General features: G+C 72.1%; 8 protein-coding genes. 2 read left to right on the top strand and 6 right to left on the bottom strand.

Annotated elements, in window-relative coordinates:
- Window positions 1-8: 8 nt before the first annotated feature.
- The 3 genes from ACFC51_RS01650 to ACFC51_RS01640 all read right to left on the bottom strand — a co-directional run bounded on the left by ACFC51_RS01650 (window position 9) and on the right by ACFC51_RS01640 (window position 5,501).
- Window positions 9-1,451, bottom strand: coding sequence for a maltokinase (locus tag ACFC51_RS01650; protein WP_376526465.1), 1,443 nt, complete (start codon window positions 1,449-1,451; stop codon window positions 9-11).
- Between the two features lie 250 nt (window positions 1,452-1,701).
- Complete coding sequence (treS, locus tag ACFC51_RS01645) at window positions 1,702-3,408, bottom strand: maltose alpha-D-glucosyltransferase (protein WP_376369102.1); 1,707 nt, start codon at window positions 3,406-3,408, stop codon at window positions 1,702-1,704.
- Window positions 3,405-5,501, bottom strand: coding sequence for an alpha-1,4-glucan--maltose-1-phosphate maltosyltransferase (locus tag ACFC51_RS01640; protein WP_376526462.1), 2,097 nt, complete (start codon window positions 5,499-5,501; stop codon window positions 3,405-3,407). The genes treS and ACFC51_RS01640 overlap by 4 nt, the downstream gene beginning before the upstream one ends.
- Window positions 5,502-6,209: 708 nt before the next feature.
- On the opposite strand from ACFC51_RS01640, the gene glgP reads away from it, so the two are divergent.
- Both glgP and ACFC51_RS01630 read left to right on the top strand, forming a co-directional pair.
- Window positions 6,210-8,888: an alpha-glucan family phosphorylase gene (gene glgP, locus ACFC51_RS01635; RefSeq protein ID WP_376526459.1), complete on the top strand. Its 2,679-nt coding sequence runs from the start codon at window positions 6,210-6,212 to the stop codon at window positions 8,886-8,888.
- Window positions 8,889-9,076: 188 nt separating this feature from the next.
- Window positions 9,077-10,888 carry a SpoIIE family protein phosphatase gene (locus ACFC51_RS01630; RefSeq protein ID WP_376526456.1) on the top strand — a complete coding sequence of 604 codons (1,812 nt, stop codon included), beginning with the start codon at window positions 9,077-9,079 and terminating at the stop codon, window positions 10,886-10,888.
- A gap of 99 nt (window positions 10,889-10,987) precedes the next feature.
- Here ACFC51_RS01630 and ACFC51_RS01625 read toward each other — a convergent pair whose 3' ends face one another.
- From ACFC51_RS01625 to ACFC51_RS01615, 3 genes are all read right to left on the bottom strand, one after another.
- Window positions 10,988-13,030, bottom strand: a complete 2,043-nt coding sequence (locus tag ACFC51_RS01625) for a M4 family metallopeptidase (RefSeq protein ID WP_376369106.1) — start codon at window positions 13,028-13,030, stop codon at window positions 10,988-10,990.
- Between the two features lie 835 nt (window positions 13,031-13,865).
- Window positions 13,866-15,737, bottom strand: coding sequence for an ABC transporter ATP-binding protein (locus ACFC51_RS01620; protein WP_376526453.1), 1,872 nt, complete (start codon window positions 15,735-15,737; stop codon window positions 13,866-13,868).
- Window positions 15,734-17,536 (bottom strand): ABC transporter ATP-binding protein, encoded by a 1,803-nt coding sequence (locus ACFC51_RS01615; RefSeq protein WP_376526450.1) that lies wholly within the window; start codon window positions 17,534-17,536, stop codon window positions 15,734-15,736. Before ACFC51_RS01615 ends, ACFC51_RS01620 begins: the two co-directional genes overlap by 4 nt.
- Window positions 17,537-17,664 lie beyond the last annotated feature (128 nt).

Raw genomic sequence — 17,664 nt, 5'->3', positions numbered from 1 at the left:
AGCGGAGGTCAGGCGGGTGTGGCGGCCAGGCGCTGGATCGCGGCCATCGGAACCGGCAGCCAGTCGGGGCGGTGCCGTGCCTCGTACAGCACCTCGTACACGGCCTTGTCGGTCTCATGGGCGCGCAGCAGCTCCGGCTCGCCGCGCGGGTCGGAGCCCGCCGCGCTCGCGTAGCCCTCGCAGTACGCGGCCCGGCAGCGGGCGGCCCATTCGGGGTTCCACGGATGGTGCGAGCGTGCCGCGTAGTCGAAGGACCGGAGCATCCCCGCGACATCGCGCACCGGTGGCTGAGGGCTGCGGCGTTCGGGCAGCGGCCTGGCCGGCTCGCCCTCGAAGTCGATCAGCGACCAGAAGCCGTCGTCGCCCCTCAGGGTCTGGCCCAGGTGCAGGTCACCGTGGACCCGCTGCGCGGGCCAGCCGCGCCCCGTACCTCCGAGCGCCGCGACGGCGTCGAAGGCGGTGCGCAGGCCCGGCACGTACGGGACGAGCGCCGGGACCGCCTGGGCGGCCGCCTCCAGGCGCTCCACCATCCCCGCCACCAGGTCCCTGGTCCGGTCCTGGGCCAGCGGGGGTGTCGGCAGCGCGGCGGCGAGGGCCGTGTGCACCTCGGCGGTGGCCCGGCCGAGCGCGTGCGCCTCGGGGACGAAGTCCCGCCCCGCGGCCAGGGCGGCGAGCGCGAGCTGCCATCCGTCCTGCGCGCCGCGCAGGAAGGGCTGCAGCACGCCGAGCGTGAGGGGCTCCGGACCCGTCGCCGCCTCGAACCAGGCCACCGGGGCGGGGACCCGGCCACAGCCCTCGCGGCCGAGCGCGAGGGGCAGTTCGAGATCGGGGTTGGTGCCGGGGAAGACCCGCCGGAAGATCTTCAGGATGAAGGCGTCGCCGTACACGAGCGAGGAGTTGGACTGCTCGGTGTCCAGGACGCGCGGGGTGAGTCCCGGCGGGATCGGTTCCGCGCGGTCGAAGCGGAGCGGGCCGAGGGATCCGGGGTTACGGAATCGTTCCAGCAGGAGGTCGGCGACGCGCGGATCGTGCAGTCCTTCGTACAGGGTGCGGCCCGCCAGGGGGCCTTCCGGGACCTGGCCGATGCGTGCGTCGGCGAGCCGCGGGGGCAGGGTGGTGCGCACGCCGAGCAGGAGCTGGTAGCAGTCACCCCGGTCCGGTGCGGCCCGTCCGCCCGGCTGGTGGACCCGGACGAGCAGGTGCAGCAGCCCGGGCCCCGTGCCCGCGGTGTCCAGAGGCAGTATCTCGGTGGCGGCGACGAGGGAGAACCCGGTGACGGGCTGCCCCTTGCCCGCGAACCACCGCTGCCGGGGCACCCACTCGTGGAGCAGCGGGGCGAGCGACGGCAGCAGCGCCGTCGTTCCCGTGGAACTCGTCGAATGTCTTCTTGTCGTCTTTCTCGATGTTGTGTTCTTCGCCAGGGCGACTCGAGTGGATGCAGCCTCCGACATGGCATCGCGTCCTTTCCCCGGGCACACCACAGGATGCGAAGAGTGTCCCGGATTGCGGCAATGGCTGTCCGGCTGTGCGGGACGTGTCGGGTGAGGAAAGTCCGTACGGACTCGATCAAGGGGCCATGGAGAGCCCGATGGAGCCCGGAAGCGCTCGATATGGGGGAGAGTGCCCCGTGCGGGGCGGCGGAAACCGCCCCGCGGGTGGCGCCTCGGCGGTGAGGCGCCGTCAGCCGGCCGTCACCGGTGGTCAGCCGACCGGGGCATCCTTCCGCATCCGGAACCAGTAGAAGCCGTGTCCCGCCAGGGTCAGCAGGTAGGGCCACTGACCGACGGCCGGGAAGCGCACGCCGCCGATCAGCTCCACCGGATGACGCCCGTCGAAGTCCCGCAGATCGAGCTCGGTGGGCTGCGCGAACCGCGAGAAGTTGTGGACGCACATCACGAGATCGTCCTTGTACTCGCGGGTGAACGCGAGGACGGCCGGGTTCGACGACGGCAGTTCACTGTACGAGCCGAGGCCGAACGCCGGATTCTGCTTGCGGATCTCGATCATCCGGCGCGTCCAGTGCAGCAGCGAGGACGGCGACGCCATCGACGCCTCGACGTTGGTGACCTGGTAGCCGTAGACCGGGTCCATGATCGTGGGGAGGTAGAGCCGCCCCGGATCGCTGGAGGAGAAGCCGGCGTTCCGGTCGGGTGTCCACTGCATCGGGGTGCGCACGGCGTCGCGGTCGCCCAGCCAGATGTTGTCGCCCATCCCGATCTCGTCCCCGTAGTAGAGGATCGGGGAGCCGGGCAGGGAGAGCAGCAGCGCCGTGAACAGCTCGATCTGGTTCCGGTCGTTGTCCAGGAGCGGCGCGAGGCGCCGGCGGATGCCGATGTTGGCCCGCATCCGCGGATCCTTGGCGTACTCCGCGTACATGTAGTCGCGCTCTTCGTCCGTGACCATCTCGAGCGTCAGCTCGTCGTGGTTGCGCAGGAAGATGCCCCACTGGCAGCCGGCCGGGATCTCCGGGGTCTTCGCCAGGATCTCCGAGACCGGGTAGCGGCTCTCGCGCCGTACGGCCATGAAGATGCGGGGCATGACCGGGAAGTGGAAGGCCATGTGGCACTCGTCGCCGCCGGCCGTGTAGTCGCCGAAGTAGTCGACGACGTCCTCGGGCCACTGGTTGGCCTCGGCCAGCAGGACCGTGTCCGGGTAGTTGGCGTCGATCTCCTTGCGGACCCGCTTGAGGAAGTCGTGGGTCTCCGGGAGGTTCTCGCAGTTGGTGCCCTCGCGCTGGTAGAGGTAGGGCACGGCGTCGACCCGGAAGCCGTCGATACCGAGGTCCAGCCAGAAGCGCAGGGCCGAGATGATCTCCTCCTGCACCGCCGGGTTCTCGTAGTTGAGATCGGGCTGGTGCGAGAAGAACCGGTGCCAGTAGTACTGCTTGCGGACCGGGTCGAAGGTCCAGTTGGACGTCTCCGTGTCGACGAAGATGATCCGCGCGTCCGGGAACTGCTTGTCGTCGTCGGCCCAGACGTAGTAGTCGCCGTAGGGCCCGTCGGGGTCGGTGCGGGACTGCTGGAACCAGTCGTGCTGGTCGCTCGTGTGGTTCATGACGAAGTCGATGATCACGCGCATGCCGCGTTGGTGCGCGGCGTCGACGAACTCCACGAAGTCGGCGAGATCGCCGAATTCGGGCAGCACGGCGGTGTAGTCGGATACGTCGTAACCACCGTCGCGCAGGGGTGACTTGAAGAACGGCGGCAGCCAGAGGCAGTCGACGCCCAGCCACTGCAGGTAGTCCAGCTTGGCGGTGAGGCCTTTGAGGTCACCGACGCCGTCCCCGTTGGAGTCCTGGAAGGACCGGACGAGTACCTCGTAGAAGACGGCGCGCTTGAACCAGTCGGGGTCGCGGTCCTTGGCGGGAGTGTCCTCGAACAGGTCGTGGACGGGCTCATTGACGATCATTGCGTGGGTGACCCTCCGGTCGGCGGGGACGGTCGCAGGACCGCGATGTGCGCGGGCGTGACGCCCGGCTCGAGGCGCACATAGAAGGCCCTGCCCCAGTGATAGGTGTCGCCGGTGAGCTCGTCGCGCACCGGCACGCTCTCGTGCCAGTCGAGGCCGAGCCGCGGCATGTCCAACGAGACCGTGGCCTCCTGGGTGTGGTGAGGGTCGAGGTTGACGACCACCAGGACGGTGTCCGGACCGGAGCGCTTGCTGTAGACGATCAGCGCCTCGTTGTCGACCGTGTGGAAGTGGACGTCGCGCAGTTGCTGGAGTGCCGGATGGCGGCGCCTGATCCGGTTGAGGGAGGTGATCAGGGGAGCGAGTGAGCGGCCCTCACGTTCCGCCGACTCCCAGTCCCTGGGCCTGAGTTGGTACTTCTCGGAGTCCTGGTACTCCTCGCTCCCGGGACGCACCGGGGTGTTCTCGTACAGCTCGAAGCCCGCGTACACACCCCAGGAGGGGGACAGCGTCGCGGCCAGCACGGCCCGGGCGGCGAAGGCCGCCCGCCCGCCCTCCTGGAGGTAACCGGGAAGAATGTCGGGCGTGTTCACGAAGAAGTTGGGCCGCATGTACGAGGAACTCTCGCCCGAGAGCTCGGTCACGTACTCGGTCAGTTCCTGCTTCGTGTTACGCCAGGTGAAGTACGTGTAGGACTGCTGGAAGCCGACCGAGGCCAGCGTGCGCATCATCGCCGGGCGGGTGAAGGCCTCCGCCAGGAAGATCACGTCCGGGTCGGTGCGGTTGATGTCGGCGATCACCTTCTCCCAGAAGACCACCGGCTTGGTGTGCGGGTTGTCGACGCGGAAGATGCGGACGCCGTGCTCCATCCAGAACCGCAGGATGCGCACGCTCTCCGCGACGATCCCGCGCAGGTCCGTGTCGAACGCGATCGGATAGATGTCCTGGTACTTCTTGGGCGGGTTCTCGGCGTAGGCGATCGATCCGTCGGAGCGGTGGTGGAACCACTCCGGGTGCTCCGTCACCCAGGGGTGGTCCGGGGAGCACTGGAGGGCGAAGTCGAGCGCGATCTCCATCCGCAAGGTGCGGGCCGTCGCGACGAAGTGGTCGAAGTCCTCGATCGTGCCGAGGTCCGGGTGCACGGCGTCGTGCCCGCCCTCGGCCGAACCGATGGCCCAGGGCACGCCGGGGTCGTCGGCCCCGGGGGTGAGGCTGTTGTTCGGGCCCTTGCGGTGGGTCGTCCCGATGGGGTGGACGGGCGGGAGGTAGACGACGTCGAACCCCATCGCGGCCACGGCGGGAAGCCGCTCGGCGGCGGTGCGGAACGTGCCGCTGACCAGCCGGGGGGCGGGCGGGGGAAGCTCCGCGGAGACCGCCGGGCTCTTCTTCCGTGTGGCGGCGGCGGTCTTCGCCGTCTTCGTGGCACGCGGTTTCCGGGCGGGCTTCGGGGGTGCCGGCTCCTCCAGGCGCGCTCCCTCGGAGCGGGGGAACAGCTCGTACCAGGAGCCGTACAGGGCGCGCCGGCGCTCGACGGTCAGCGGCAGCGGCCGGGACGCGGTGACCAGCTCGCGCAGGGGATGACGGCCGAGCGCCTCGTCCACCTCGGCGGTCAGGGCCGCCGCGAGGCGGGAGGCCGCCGGGCGGCCGGTGTCGCGCAGCGCGTCGACGGCGGCCAGCACGGCCTCGCGCCCGTCCTGCTTGGGCACGCCCTCGGCGGCGCGGGCGTAGAGCTCGGCGCCCTCCTCCAGGACCAGTGCCGTGTCGATGCCCGCAGGGATCTTGATCTGCGCGTGGGCGCGCCAGGTGGTGACCGGGTCGCTCCACGCCTCGACCGTGTACGTCCAGCGGCCCTCGGACTCCGGAGTGACGTCGGCGCCCCACCGGTCCGTGCCGGGAGCGAGCTCGCGCATCGGCGTCCAGGGCCCGGGCCGTCCGTTCGCGTCGTGCAGGACGACGTTGGCGGCCACGGCGTCGTGCCCCTCGCGGAACACGGTGGCGCTGACCTCGAAGGTCTCGCCCGCGACGGCTTTGGCGGGCCGTCTGCCGCAGTCGACGAGCGGACGGACGTCCAGGACGGGAATGCGACCGATCATGGAATCACCTGGGGGTCGGAGCTCGGCATGCACGGCGCGCGACGTGGGCGTGAAGGGCTGACCGCGCGCGCCGCGATGGTGGGGTTGCGTCCTTTGTAGCTGCTCGGTCGTCGGCTGGCGGGCTGTGGGCATGGCCGCTCCTGTCCGCGTTCACTCGAATGGACTCGAATGGCAGGTGCACGGGGGTTCGACCTCGGACCGGGGCACCTGGGATGTGCAGCGCGGGGGGTGTTACCGGGGGAGCCTTCCCACCGCGTTCGGGCTGCCAACCCGGCGGCGTGTTAACTCCTGGGTGCACCTGGCGCACGCGCTGTGGGCCGCGCGCCGGTCCCCCGGCCGTCACGCGGGCACCTCCGAAGCCTTCCCTGTGGTGCGGGGTGCCACAAGTCCGCGTGTGGAGGGGAAATCAGCCATATCGCCCGTGACAGAGGGGTACGTAACTGGCGCATCTGGCCCATGGGGCGGGAGGGGCCGCAGGTGTCGCAGACAAGCCTGTGACAGGAGTGGCGCAGGAGTCTGCGGAGGGAGGGCGCGTTCGGTGCTGTGCCCGGGACGGGGGCGGGCGGACAGCACGGCGGAGGACCCACTGAGCCGGGCGCGCGCCGTGGTTGCGCACGGCGGCACACCGCTACCGTCGAGGGTGACGGAGAGGGCGCCCACCGTCGTGCGTCCCCTCGGATCCGTACGTCCCCTGTAAAGGTGGGATACGTGAAGGCCATTCGTCGATTCACCGTGCGTCCCGTCCTCCCCGAACCCCTGCGACCGCTCAGCGACCTCGCCCGCAACCTGCGCTGGTCCTGGCACAACGAGACCCAACAGCTCTTCCAGGCGGCCGACCCGGAGGGCTGGCGGCCCGCGGACGCCGACCCCGTGCGCCTGCTCGGCGCCGTCTCCGCCGCGCGCCTCGGCGAGCTGGCCGGGGACCAGCACTTCATGCGCCGGCTCACCGAGGTGTCCGAGGACCTCCGGGAGTACCTCGGCGGTCCGAGGTGGTACCAGGACCAGCTCTCCCAGGGCGCGGAGCTCCCCGCGGCCATCGCCTACTTCTCCCCCGAATTCGGGGTCACCGCCGCCCTGCCCCAGTACTCGGGCGGGCTCGGCATCCTGGCGGGCGACCACCTGAAGGCCGCCAGCGACCTGGGCGTCCCCCTCATCGGGGTCGGCCTGCTCTACCGGCACGGCTACTTCCGCCAGAGCCTCTCCCGGGACGGCTGGCAGCAGGAGCACTACCCCGTCCTCGACCCCAACGAGCTGCCGCTCACCCTCCTGCGCGAGGCCGACGGCACCCCCAGCAGGGTGGTCCTCGCCCTGCCGGGCGGCCGCTCGCTGTACGCCTCGGTCTGGCAGGCCCAGGTCGGGCGCGTCCCCCTGCTCCTCCTCGACTCCGACGTCGAGGAGAACGCACCGGGGGAGCGCGACGTCACCGACCGGCTCTACGGCGGCGGCAGCGACCACCGGCTGCTCCAGGAGATGCTGCTCGGCATCGGCGGGGTGCGCGCGGTGCGCACCTACTGCAGGCTGACCGGGCACGCCGCCCCCGAGGTGTTCCACACCAACGAGGGGCACGCCGGGTTCCTCGGCCTGGAGCGCATCCGGGAGCTCTCCGAGACGGGCCTCGACTTCGACGCCGCCCTGGAGACCGTGCGGGCCGGCACCGTCTTCACCACCCACACCCCGGTGCCCGCCGGGATAGACCGCTTCGAACGGCAGCTCGTGGCACGGCACTTCGGTGACGACGGCGAGCTGCCCGGGGTCGCTGTGGAGCGGATCCTGCGCCTGGGCATGGAGACCTACCCCGGGGGCGAGCCCGACCTCTTCAACATGGCGGTGATGGGGCTGCGGCTCGCCCAGCGGGCCAACGGGGTCTCCACCCTGCACGGCTCCGTCAGCCGGGAGATGTTCTCCGGGCTGTGGCCGGGATTCGACCCCTCCGAGGTGCCGATCACCTCGGTGACCAACGGGGTCCACGCCCCGACCTGGGTCGCCCCCGAGGTTCTCCGGCTCGGAGCCGGCACCTTCGGCTCCGAACGCGCGGAGAACGCCCTCGCCGGAGCCGACGTCGGCGGGGGGACCGGCACGGACGCCGGGACGGCGGGCGCCCCCAGACGGTGGGACGCCGTGGCACGGGTCCCCGACCGTGACATCTGGGAGCTGCGCCGGGGGCTGCGCGAACAGCTCGTCACCGAGGTGCGCAAGCGGCTCTACGCCTCCTGGCGCAGGCGCGGCGCGGGCACCGCCGAGCTGGGCTGGATCGACGACGTGCTCGATCCGGACGTGCTGACCATCGGCTTCGCGCGCCGGGTGCCGTCGTACAAGCGGCTGACGCTCATGCTGCACGACCGCGACCGGCTCCGGGAGCTGCTGCTCCACCCGACGCGTCCGGTCCAGATCGTCGTCGCCGGCAAGGCCCATCCCGCCGACGACGGCGGCAAGCGGCTGGTCCAGGAGCTGGTGAGGTTCGCGGACGACCCCCGCGTGCGCCACCGCATCGTCTTCCTGCCGGACTACGGCATGGGGATGGCGCAGAAGCTCTACCCGGGCTGCGACGTCTGGCTCAACAACCCGCTGCGCCCCCTGGAGGCGTGCGGCACCAGCGGGATGAAGGCCGCGCTCAACGGCTGCCTCAACCTCTCCGTGCGCGACGGCTGGTGGGACGAGTGGTTCGAGCCCGACTTCGGCTGGGCGATCCCCACCGCCGACGGCTCCGCCACCGACGAGGAACGGCGCGACGAACTGGAGGCGGGCGCCCTCTACGCGCTGCTCGAGGACCGGGTCGCCCCCCGCTTCTACGACCGCAATGCGGAGGACCTGCCCGAGCGGTGGATCGAGATGGTCCGCCGCACCCTCGTCACCCTGGGGCCCAAGGTCCTGGCCGGCCGCATGGTGCGGGAGTACGTGGAGCGGCTCTACGCGCCCGCGGCGCTGTCCCGCCGGGCGCTGGAACCCGCGGCCGCCCGTGCGCTCGCCTCCTGGAAGACCAGGATCCGGGCCGCCTGGCCGCAGGTGGCCGTCGACCACGTGGAGGCCACGGCCGACACGGTCGTCGGCGGTTCCGCCGAGCTGGGGTCCACCCTGGCGCTGCGGGTCCGGATCGCCCTGGGCGGCCTCGACCCGGAGGACGTGGAGGTGCAGGTCGTCGCCGGGCGGGTCGACTCCGGGGACGCGATCGCCGAGGCCCAGACGTTCCCGCTTAAGCCGGCGGGCGGTCACGACCTGGAGGGCCGCTGGCTGTACGAGGGTCCGCTCGCCCTGGACCGCACGGGGCCGTACGGCTACACGGTGCGTGTCCTGCCCTCGCATCCGCTGCTCGCCTCGGGCGCGGAACTGGGCCTGGTCGCGGTGCCGAGCGCCTCCACGGGGGACGGCGGCGGGGTGCTGCTGCGCTGACACCTCCCGCTCCCACGGCGGGCCCGGCGCGTCCCCCGCGCCGGGCCCGCCTCCGTCCGGCGGCCGACGGGCAACCGGCAGGGGTGCTTTCGCCCCGATCTCGCTACCATGGCACCCCTGCCCGTGTGGCCTCGCGGCCACCGACGTGACAGCGAGGCGTCCTGCGGACGCGAGTGGAGGTCAGCACGGTGAACGGCGGCGGAGGCCGAGCGAGACGCCTGACCCGTCGGCTGGCCGCGCAGAAGGGGACGTCCCGGCAACTGAACGCCCGGGGCCCGGAACCCGCCGTGTCACCACGGGGCGACCGCTTCACCACCGCCGCCCGGATGCGCTGGCTCAACGCCGCCGGCACCCGGATCGGCACCACCCTCGACCTGGAGCGCACGGCCGAGGAACTGGCCGCGTTCAGCGTTCCCCGGCTGGCCGACGCCGCCGCCGTCGACCTGCTGGAGTCCGTGCTGCGCGGCGAGGAGGGCGAGCGGGTCACCGGTGCCGCGGTGCCCGTCACCCGCGCCATGGCGGTCCGGGCAGTCGACGCGCTGCAGGAGCTCGAACCCTCCCCGGTGGGCGAGGTGGTGGACCGGCGGGAGCGCCGCGAGACGCTGCTGACCACCGAATGCCTGCGCAACGGCCGCCCCGTGCTGGTCAGCCGGATGACACCGCAGGACTACACCCTCGTCGCGCCGACGGACAGCGCGGAGGCGGCGATGCGCCGTCAGGGCGTCCACAGCTACCTGGCCGTGCCGCTGGTCGCCCGGGGCGTCCTGCTGGGTTCCGCCGACTTCGTGCGCGCCGGGGACCGCCCGCCGTTCAACCGGGCCGACCTGGAGCTGGCCACCCAACTCGCCTCCATGGCAGCCGTGTTCATGGACAACGCCCGGCTCTACGGCCGCGAGCGCGAGCATGTCGTCTCGCTCCAGCGCTCCCTCCTGCCGCGCGCCACCCCGCACACCCCCGGCCTGCGGGTGCACGCCCACTACGCACCCGCCGTCGACGCGCACGGGGTGGGCGGCGACTGGTACGACGTGGTCGCGCTCCCCAGCGGACGCACGGCCCTGGTCGTCGGCGACGTCACCGGACACGGCCTGCCCGCCGCCGCCACGATGGGCCGGCTGCGGACCGTCGCCCGCACCCTGATGATGCTGGACATCGCCCCCGACCGGCTGCTCGCCCGGCTCGACCTGGCCACCCGCGACCTGGAGGACGACCAGGTCGCCACGTGCCTCTGCGCCGTCTACGACCCCGCGGACTCCAGCTACACCCTTGCGAGCGCGGGCCACCCGCCTCCCCTCCTGGTGGACGCGGGCGGCACCGCCCGCTACCTGGACGTGCCGGTCGGAGCACCGCTGGGCGCGGGGGTCATCCCGTACGACCCGCTGCGGGTGCGCGGTCCGGTGGGCGGCCGGCTGGTGTTCTACACCGACGGGCTGATCAAGACGCGCACCGACGACGTGGACGTCCAGCTGGAGGGCCTGCGCACCTCGGTGGCCGCGATGGCACCGGAGCGGCTCGACGCCGGCGGTCCGCTGACCTCGCCGCGGCCCGACGACGGCCGGTTGGACGAGGCGGTGCTGCTGGTCGCCGGGGGCCACGAGCTCGCGCCCGGGGTCAGGCTGCGGGAGTGGGACCTGCCCACGGAGGGCAACCCGGCCTCCACGGCCCGCAAGCTGGTCACCGAGCAGCTCGCGCGCTGGGACCTCGCCGAACTCGCGGACGTGACGGAGCTGGTGGTCAGCGAACTGGTGGGCAACGCCCTGCGGTACGGCGGAGGCCCCGGCCGGCTCCGGCTGCTGTGCGACGAGCGGCTCCAGGTGGAGCTCGCCGACACCGGGCCGGACCTGCCGCAGATCCAGCACGCCGACGTCAGCGACGAGGGTGGCCGCGGGCTCCAGCTCATCAACCTGCTCTGCCGCAGGTGGGGTTCGTGCCGCACGGCGACCGGAAAGATCGTCTGGGCGGAGCAGAACATCCCCGGACGGGGCCCGGACTCCGCGCACTGACGCACGCGGGACGGCCCCGGGAGCACGCTCCCGGGGCCGTCCTGTCCCTTCGGTCGTCCGTTCCGGGGGCCGCCCGCTCCGGCGTCCCCCGGCCGGTGCTCAGAAGGTGAGCTTGACGCTGTTGAAGGTGCCGGTGTCGCCCGAGTAGGCGTCCTGGACCTTGAGGTTCCACGTGCCGTTGGCCACCTCGGAGGAGGCGTTGACCGTGTAGGTCGCCACCACGTTGTCCGCGGAGTCGCTCGACGAGGAGTTCTTCAGGCGGTACGCCGTCCCGTCCGGGGCGACCAGGTCGAGGACGAGGTCACCGCGGTAGGTGTGGGTGATGTTGACCGCCACGGAGAGCGTGCTGGGCGCGTTGCCGGTGACGCCGCTGACGACGACCGGGAAGTTGGTGGTGCTCAGGTCGGCGATCGCCTTGACGGTCGTGTTCTGGAAGACCTTGCCGCCCGGGTCGGTGCCGCCGCCGGGGCGGGAGCCCACGGCGATGGCGGCCCAGGCGTTGGCCACGCCGGCGTACTCGGCGCTCGACGTGCCGTACAGCTCACCGGCCACCGCGAGGGTGCCGGTGCGGGCCGCCGCGTAGTTCGTGGTGGAGGTGAACTTCGTGGTGAGCGCCTTGAACCAGATCTGCAGCGCCTTGTCCCGGCCGATGCCGGTCACCGGAAGGCCGTCGGAGGTCGGGGAGTTGTACGACACCCCGTTGACGGTCTTGGCGCCGCTGCCCTCGGAGAGCAGGTAGAAGAAGTGGTTCGCCGGGCCCGAGGAGTAGTGGACGTCGATCGAGCCGAGGCCGGAGTACCAGCTGTCCTTGGACGCCCCGTCCTTGCTGGGCTTGTCCATGTAACGCAGCGGGGTGCCGTCGCCGTTGATGTCGATCTTCTCGCCGACGAGGTAGTCGCCCGGGTCCGTGGCGGTGTTGGAGTAGAACTCCACACCCGCCGCGAAGATGTCCGAGGTGGCCTCGTTGAGGCCGCCGGACTCGCCGCTGTAGTTGAGGCCGGCGGTGTTGGAGGTGACGCCGTGCGTCATCTCGTGGGCCGCCACGTCCAGCGAGGTCAGGGGGGCCAGGTTGCCGCTGCCGTCGCCGTAGGTCATGCAGAAGCAGCTGTCGGACCAGAAGGCGTTGACGTAGCTGTTGCCGTAGTGGACGCGGGAGTACGCGCCGACGCCGTTGCCCTTGATGCCGGTGCGGCCCATGACGTTCTTGTAGAAGTCCCAGGTCTCCGCGGCCCCGTAGTGCGCGTCGGCGGCGGCCGTCTCGGTGTTCGAGGCGCTGCCGTTGCCCCAGATGTCGTCCGCGCCGGAGAAGAGCGTCCCGGTGCCCGAGGTGCCGCGGTTCAGGTTGTACGTCTTGTGGCTGCCGCGCGCGGCGTCGGTCAGGTTGTACGAACCCGAGGAGCCCGAGGTGCCCAGCGTGACCTGGCCGCTGTACTGGGTGTTGCCGGTGCCGGTCTCGATGGCCTGCCACTCGTACAGCTTGGCGCCCGAGGAGGCGTCCGTGATGACGTGCAGCTCGTTCGGGGTGCCGTCGTGCTGGAGGCCGCCGACCACGGTCTCGTAGGCGAGCTGCGGGGTGCCGCTCGCCGCCCAGACGACCTTGCGCGGGGCCGTGCTCGCCTCGGTGCTCTTCGAGCCGTCGGCCCGGGCCGCGGTGAGCGCCTGCTTCTCGGCGGTGGCCGGCGCGACGTCGGCGGCGGTGCCGACCGCCTTCAGCTGCGCGCCGGTCGCCTTGGACGCCTTGGTGACGCCCTCGGTCTTCCCGGCCTTCGACTCGGCGACGACGAGGTCGCCGCCGAGGACGGGGAGGCCGTCGAGGGTGCGCTCGTAGCGGGTGTGGGTGGTGCCGTCGACGTCCTTGACGACGTCGCGGACCACGAGCTTCTCCGTGGCGCCGAGCCCGAGCTCCTCGGCGGTGGCCGCCTTGGTGGCGTTGGCCTCCTTGAGCAGCTCGGCGCGCTGGGCGGGGGAGAGCTTCGCGGGGAGCGCGCCGGGGTCGGCGCCCTTCACCGCGGCGGCGGGCGCCGCGGACGCGCCGTCGGAGGCGGCCGTTGCGGCACCGCCCTGCATTCCGACGGCGAGGAGAGCTGCTGCGGCTATCAGAGCGCCGGTCGCGGTGGCACGACGGCTGGGCGTGGGTCTCACGCGGACTCCTTCTGCGAGGGGGGCTTACGGACCACTGGGTGAGCGGACCGGGCGGAGCGGGCGGTGCGCAGAGCAGGCGGTGCGTGGAACGGGGGAAGAGTGTCAGCCGGAGCATGTGCGTGTCAGGACCGCGTCAACACATTGGCCGGAAGTCGTCCGTTGCCGGAAATACCGTGTTCGTTAAGCGGACGTTTCGCTGTGTGTCATTCCGGTGGCACGGGAAGATCGCCCGGAGCCCGACGGCCCTTGCCCCGCTGGGTGGGAAGGGGTTTCGCCCGTATCCCCTCCGAGTGGGGGCGGGCGCGGCGGGGTGGCCGGAGACCGAGGGATGAGACGGACCGGCGCTATGGCTGGTTCCGCGATGCGCCGGCGGGGAGGCCGGACTCCGACGCCGGGTCCCGGCCTCCCCGCCGGGATGCTGTGCACGGCAGGGCTCCGGTGTCCGCCGTCCGCTGCCTCGGTGCGGTGCGGCGGTGCGGAGAGTGTGTGAGCGAGCGCGTGGACGGGGCCGGGAGTCCTGCGCCGCCTACGCGGAGGCGCTGTCCGGTGGCATCCTGCCCCGTCGCGGCGGCGAGGTGCTCCACGCCGGCGACCGCGGCAGCCCCTGGTCGCCGGGGCGGGCCAGGAGCGGGACGCCGTACTCCTCGTCCGCCACCCCGGCCGCACGGCCTTCGCCCGCATGGTCGCCGACCCCGAGTACCAGCAGGTGACGGCGTTGCGGACCGCCGCTCTCACCGAGGCCGTCCTCCGGCCCACCCGGCCCTGGGAGGCCGGCGGGGGCCCGCGGCGCCGCCTCAGGCCCGCCCCGGGTGCGGGGCGGGCCGGTCCGCACCCGTCAGGCCAGGCTCTCCCGCCACGCCTTGTGGAGGTCGGAGAACCGCCCCGTACCGCCGATGAGTCCGGCCGGGGAGCCGTCCTCGACGATCCGGCCCCACTCCATCACCAGCACCCGGTCCGCGATCTCCACGGTCGACAGGCGGTGCGCGATCACCACCGCCGTGCGGCCGTGCAGGACGGTGTCCATGGCCTGCTGCACCGCCCGCTCGCCGGGGACGTCCAGCGAACTGGTGGCCTCGTCGAGGATCAGCACGGCGGGATCCGCCAGCAGGGCCCGGGCGAACGCGACCAGTTGGCGCTGCCCCGCGGAGATGCGGCCGCCCCGCTTGCGGACGTCGGTGGCGTACCCGTCGGGCAGCGCGCTGATGAAGTCGTGCGCCCCGATGGCCTTGGCCGCGTGCTCGATCTCCTCGGGCGTCGCCTCCGGACGGCCGATGGCGATGTTCTCGGCGATCGTCCCGGAGAAGAGGAACGCCTCCTGCGTCACCATCACCACACCCCGCCGCAGCTCGGGCGTGGCCAGGCCGCGCAGATCGGTGCCGTCCAGCAGGACCCGGCCCTCCGTCGGGTCGTAGAAGCGGGCCAGCAGCTTGGCCAGCGTCGACTTGCCCGCGCCCGTCGAGCCGACCACGGCCACGGTCTGGCCGGCCGGGATCGTCAGGTCGAAGCGCGGCAGGACCTCGCCGCCCGTGCGGTAGGCGAACCGCACCCCGTCGAAGACGACCTCGCGGCCGGGGTGCTCACCGGCCAGGACGGGCAGCGTCTCCGGCGTGGCGGGCTCCGGCACGGCGGGCTCCTGCGCGAGCAGGCCCGCGATCTTCTCCAGCGAAGCGGCCGCCGACTGGTAGGAGTTGAGGAACATCGCCAGCCGGTCGATCGGGTCGTACAGCCGTCGCAGATACAGCACCGCCGCGGCCAGCACACCGAGGGCCAGCGTTCCCGACGCCACCCGGTAGGCGCCCCACAGCACCATTCCGGCCACCGCCGTGTTGGCGACGAGCCGCGAGCCGACGACGTAACGGGCCATCTCCAGCAGTGCGTCGCCGTTCCTCCGCTCGTGGCGGTGGTTGGACACCGCGAAGTCCTCGTCGTTGGCGCGCTCCCTGCGGAAGGCCTGCACGGGACGGATCCCGTTCATCGTCTCCGCGAACTTCACGATCACCGCGGCCATCGCCGACGAGCGTGCCGAGTAGGCGCCGGCGGCCCTGCGGGTGTAGCTCCGCACCAGCAGGTACAGCGGGGCGAAGGAGGCCACCGCGATGGCGCCGATCCCGAGGTCCAGCCAGAGCAGCATCAGGGAGATCGCCACGAACGACAGGACCACCCCGATGAGCTCCTGGAGTCCCTCGCTGAGCAGCTCGCGCAGGGACTCCACGTCCGTGGTCGAGCGGGAGATCAGCCTTCCCGAGGTGTAGCGCTCGTGGAAGTCCACGCTCAGCGCCTGCGCGTGACGGAAGATCCGGCCGCGCAGGTCGAGCAGCACGTCCTGGTTGATCCGCGCGGCGGACCGGATGAAGGTGTACTGGAGCAGCCCCGCGCCGGCCGCGCACACCGCGTATCCGATGCCCACGGCGGCCAGCGGCCCGTAGTCGTGGGCGCGGAACGAAGGCACACCGCTGTCGATGGCGTACGCCACCAGCAACGGGCCGGCCTGCACGGCGGCCTGCTGGACCAGCAGCAGGAGCGACGCCACCACCACCCTGGCCCGCAGCGGTGCCAGCAGGGAGGCGAGCAGGGACCGGGTGGCACCGGGAGGGGCGGGCAGGGCGTCGGCGTCGAACGGGTCCGTGCCGTCCGGGTCCGGCCCGGGCCCCTTCCCGGGCAGGTCCTCGTCGGCGAGGGCCGGTCCGTCGGCAGTGGTACTGGTCATCGGGTGCTGCCCTCCTCGGGGACGAGGACGTGTCCGTCCCCGGCGCCCGACATCAGCCAGGCGTACTCGGCATGGGTGCGCAGGAGTTCCTGATGGGTCCCCACCGCGCTGATCCGGCCTTCGGACAGCAGGGCAACCCGGTCGGCGAGCATCACCGTGGACGGACGGTGGGCGACGACCACCGCGGTCGTCTCCTCCAGCACGCGCCGCAGCGCCGCCTCCACCATCGCCTCCGTATGGACGTCCAGGGCGGAGAGCGGGTCGTCGAGCACCAGGAAGCGCGGCGTGCCGACGACGGCGCGGGCCAGGGCGAGGCGCTGCCGCTGGCCGCCGGAGAGGCTCAGGCCCTGCTCGCCGACCTGCGTGTCGACGCCCTGCGGAAGATCGTGCACGAAGTCGGCCTGGGCGACCGACAGCGCCCGGTGCAGCTCCTGTTCACCCGCACCCTCCGCGCCCATGAGGACGTTCTCCCCGACGGTCGCCGAGAAGAGGGTCGGTTCCTCGAAGGCCACCGACACCAGCTCGCGCAGCCGGGACCGCTCCATCAGGGCGATGTCCTCACCGTCCAGCAGGATCCGGCCTCCGGTGACCTCGTGCAGCCGGGGGACGAGCGCCGTCAGCGTCGTCTTCCCGGAGCCCGTGGTCCCCACCAGGGCCATCGTCTCGCCGGGACGGATCCGCAGGTCGATCCGGGCCAGTACGGGCGGTGAGCCCGGCTCGGCGTCGGGGTAGCGGAACTCGACCCCGTCGAAGACGATGCCCGCACCCGCCTCCCTGCCGACGGAGCCCGGCCCCTCGGGCTCCTCCTCCTCGGCGGCGTCCATGACCTCGAAGTAGCGGTCGGCAGCCGTGGCCGACTCCTGGCACATCGCGAGCAGGAAGCCGATCGAGTCGACGGGCCAGCGCAGGGCCAGTGCCGTCGAGAGGAAGGCGACGAGTGTCCCGGCCGACAGTCCGCCGTCCGCCACCTCGATCGTGCCGAGCACCAGCGCAGCGCCGATGGCCAGTTCGGGAATGGCGGTGACGAGTGCCCAGATGCCTGCGAGCAGGCGCGCCTTGCCGAGCTCCGTCGTACGCAGCCGCCCGGCGAGCGAGCGGAAGGCCAGCGCCTGGCTGCGGTTGCGGCCGAAACCCTTGACGATGCGGATGCCCAGCACGCTCTCCTCGACGACTGTCGTCAGATCGCCGACCTGGTCCTGGGCCCTGCGCGCCACCAGTGCGTACTTCGTCTCGAAGAGCGAGCACAGGATCATCAGGGGCACGGCGGGAGCGAGCAGCACGAGTCCCAGGGACCACTCCTGGGCGAAGAGGATGACGAAACCGACCAGGATCGTCGTGCTGTTGACCAGCAGGAACGTCAGCGGGAACGCCAGGAACATCCTCATCAGCATCAGGTCCGTGGTCCCGCGCGAGAGCAGCTGCCCGGACGGCCAGCGGTCGTGGAACGCCACCGGAAGCCGTTGCAGATGGCGGTAGAGGTCGGCGCGCATCGACGCCTCCACACCGGCCAGCGGCCGCGCCACGAGCCACCGCCGGAGCCCGAACAGCCCTGCCTCGACGATCCCCAGCAGCAGCAGGTAGAGCGCCCCGAGCCATACCCCGCCCGGATCACGGTCGGCCACGGGGCCGTCCACCATCCACTTGAGGACCAGTGGGATCACCAGGGCGAGACAGGAGGCGAGAACCGCCACGAGGGCGGCACCGATCCAGCGCACACGCACCGGTCTGACGTAGGGCCACAGTCGCAGGAGGGAGCGCACGGCGGACCGTTCCGTGGGCTCTGCAGGTTTTTCGGGCATCAGGACCGAGCCTAGGGTTCACCACTGACATCGATCACATGGTTTTCCGGTCACGCGCCGCTGGTCGGAGCAGGCGGTCAACCGATCGGCTGATGCGCGCGGGAGCGTGACGGTGGATACCGGCGCCG

Source organism: Streptomyces sp. NPDC055962 (genome assembly GCF_042270185.1).
In the GTDB taxonomy this organism is placed as follows: domain Bacteria; phylum Actinomycetota; class Actinomycetes; order Streptomycetales; family Streptomycetaceae; genus Streptomyces.
The sequence above is the reverse complement of the archived record's forward strand: the minus strand, read 5'-3'. Positions and strand labels throughout refer to the sequence as shown.

Coding starts and splice junctions, on each gene's coding strand:
- ACFC51_RS01650 (WP_376526465.1), bottom strand. CDS start 1,451: ATGTCGGAGGCTGCATCCACTCGAGTCGCCCTGGCGAAGAACACAACA.
- treS (WP_376369102.1), bottom strand. CDS start 3,408: ATGATCGTCAATGAGCCCGTCCACGACCTGTTCGAGGACACTCCCGCC.
- ACFC51_RS01640 (WP_376526462.1), bottom strand. CDS start 5,501: ATGATCGGTCGCATTCCCGTCCTGGACGTCCGTCCGCTCGTCGACTGC.
- ACFC51_RS01620 (WP_376526453.1), bottom strand. CDS start 15,737: ATGACCAGTACCACTGCCGACGGACCGGCCCTCGCCGACGAGGACCTG.
- ACFC51_RS01615 (WP_376526450.1), bottom strand. CDS start 17,536: ATGCCCGAAAAACCTGCAGAGCCCACGGAACGGTCCGCCGTGCGCTCC.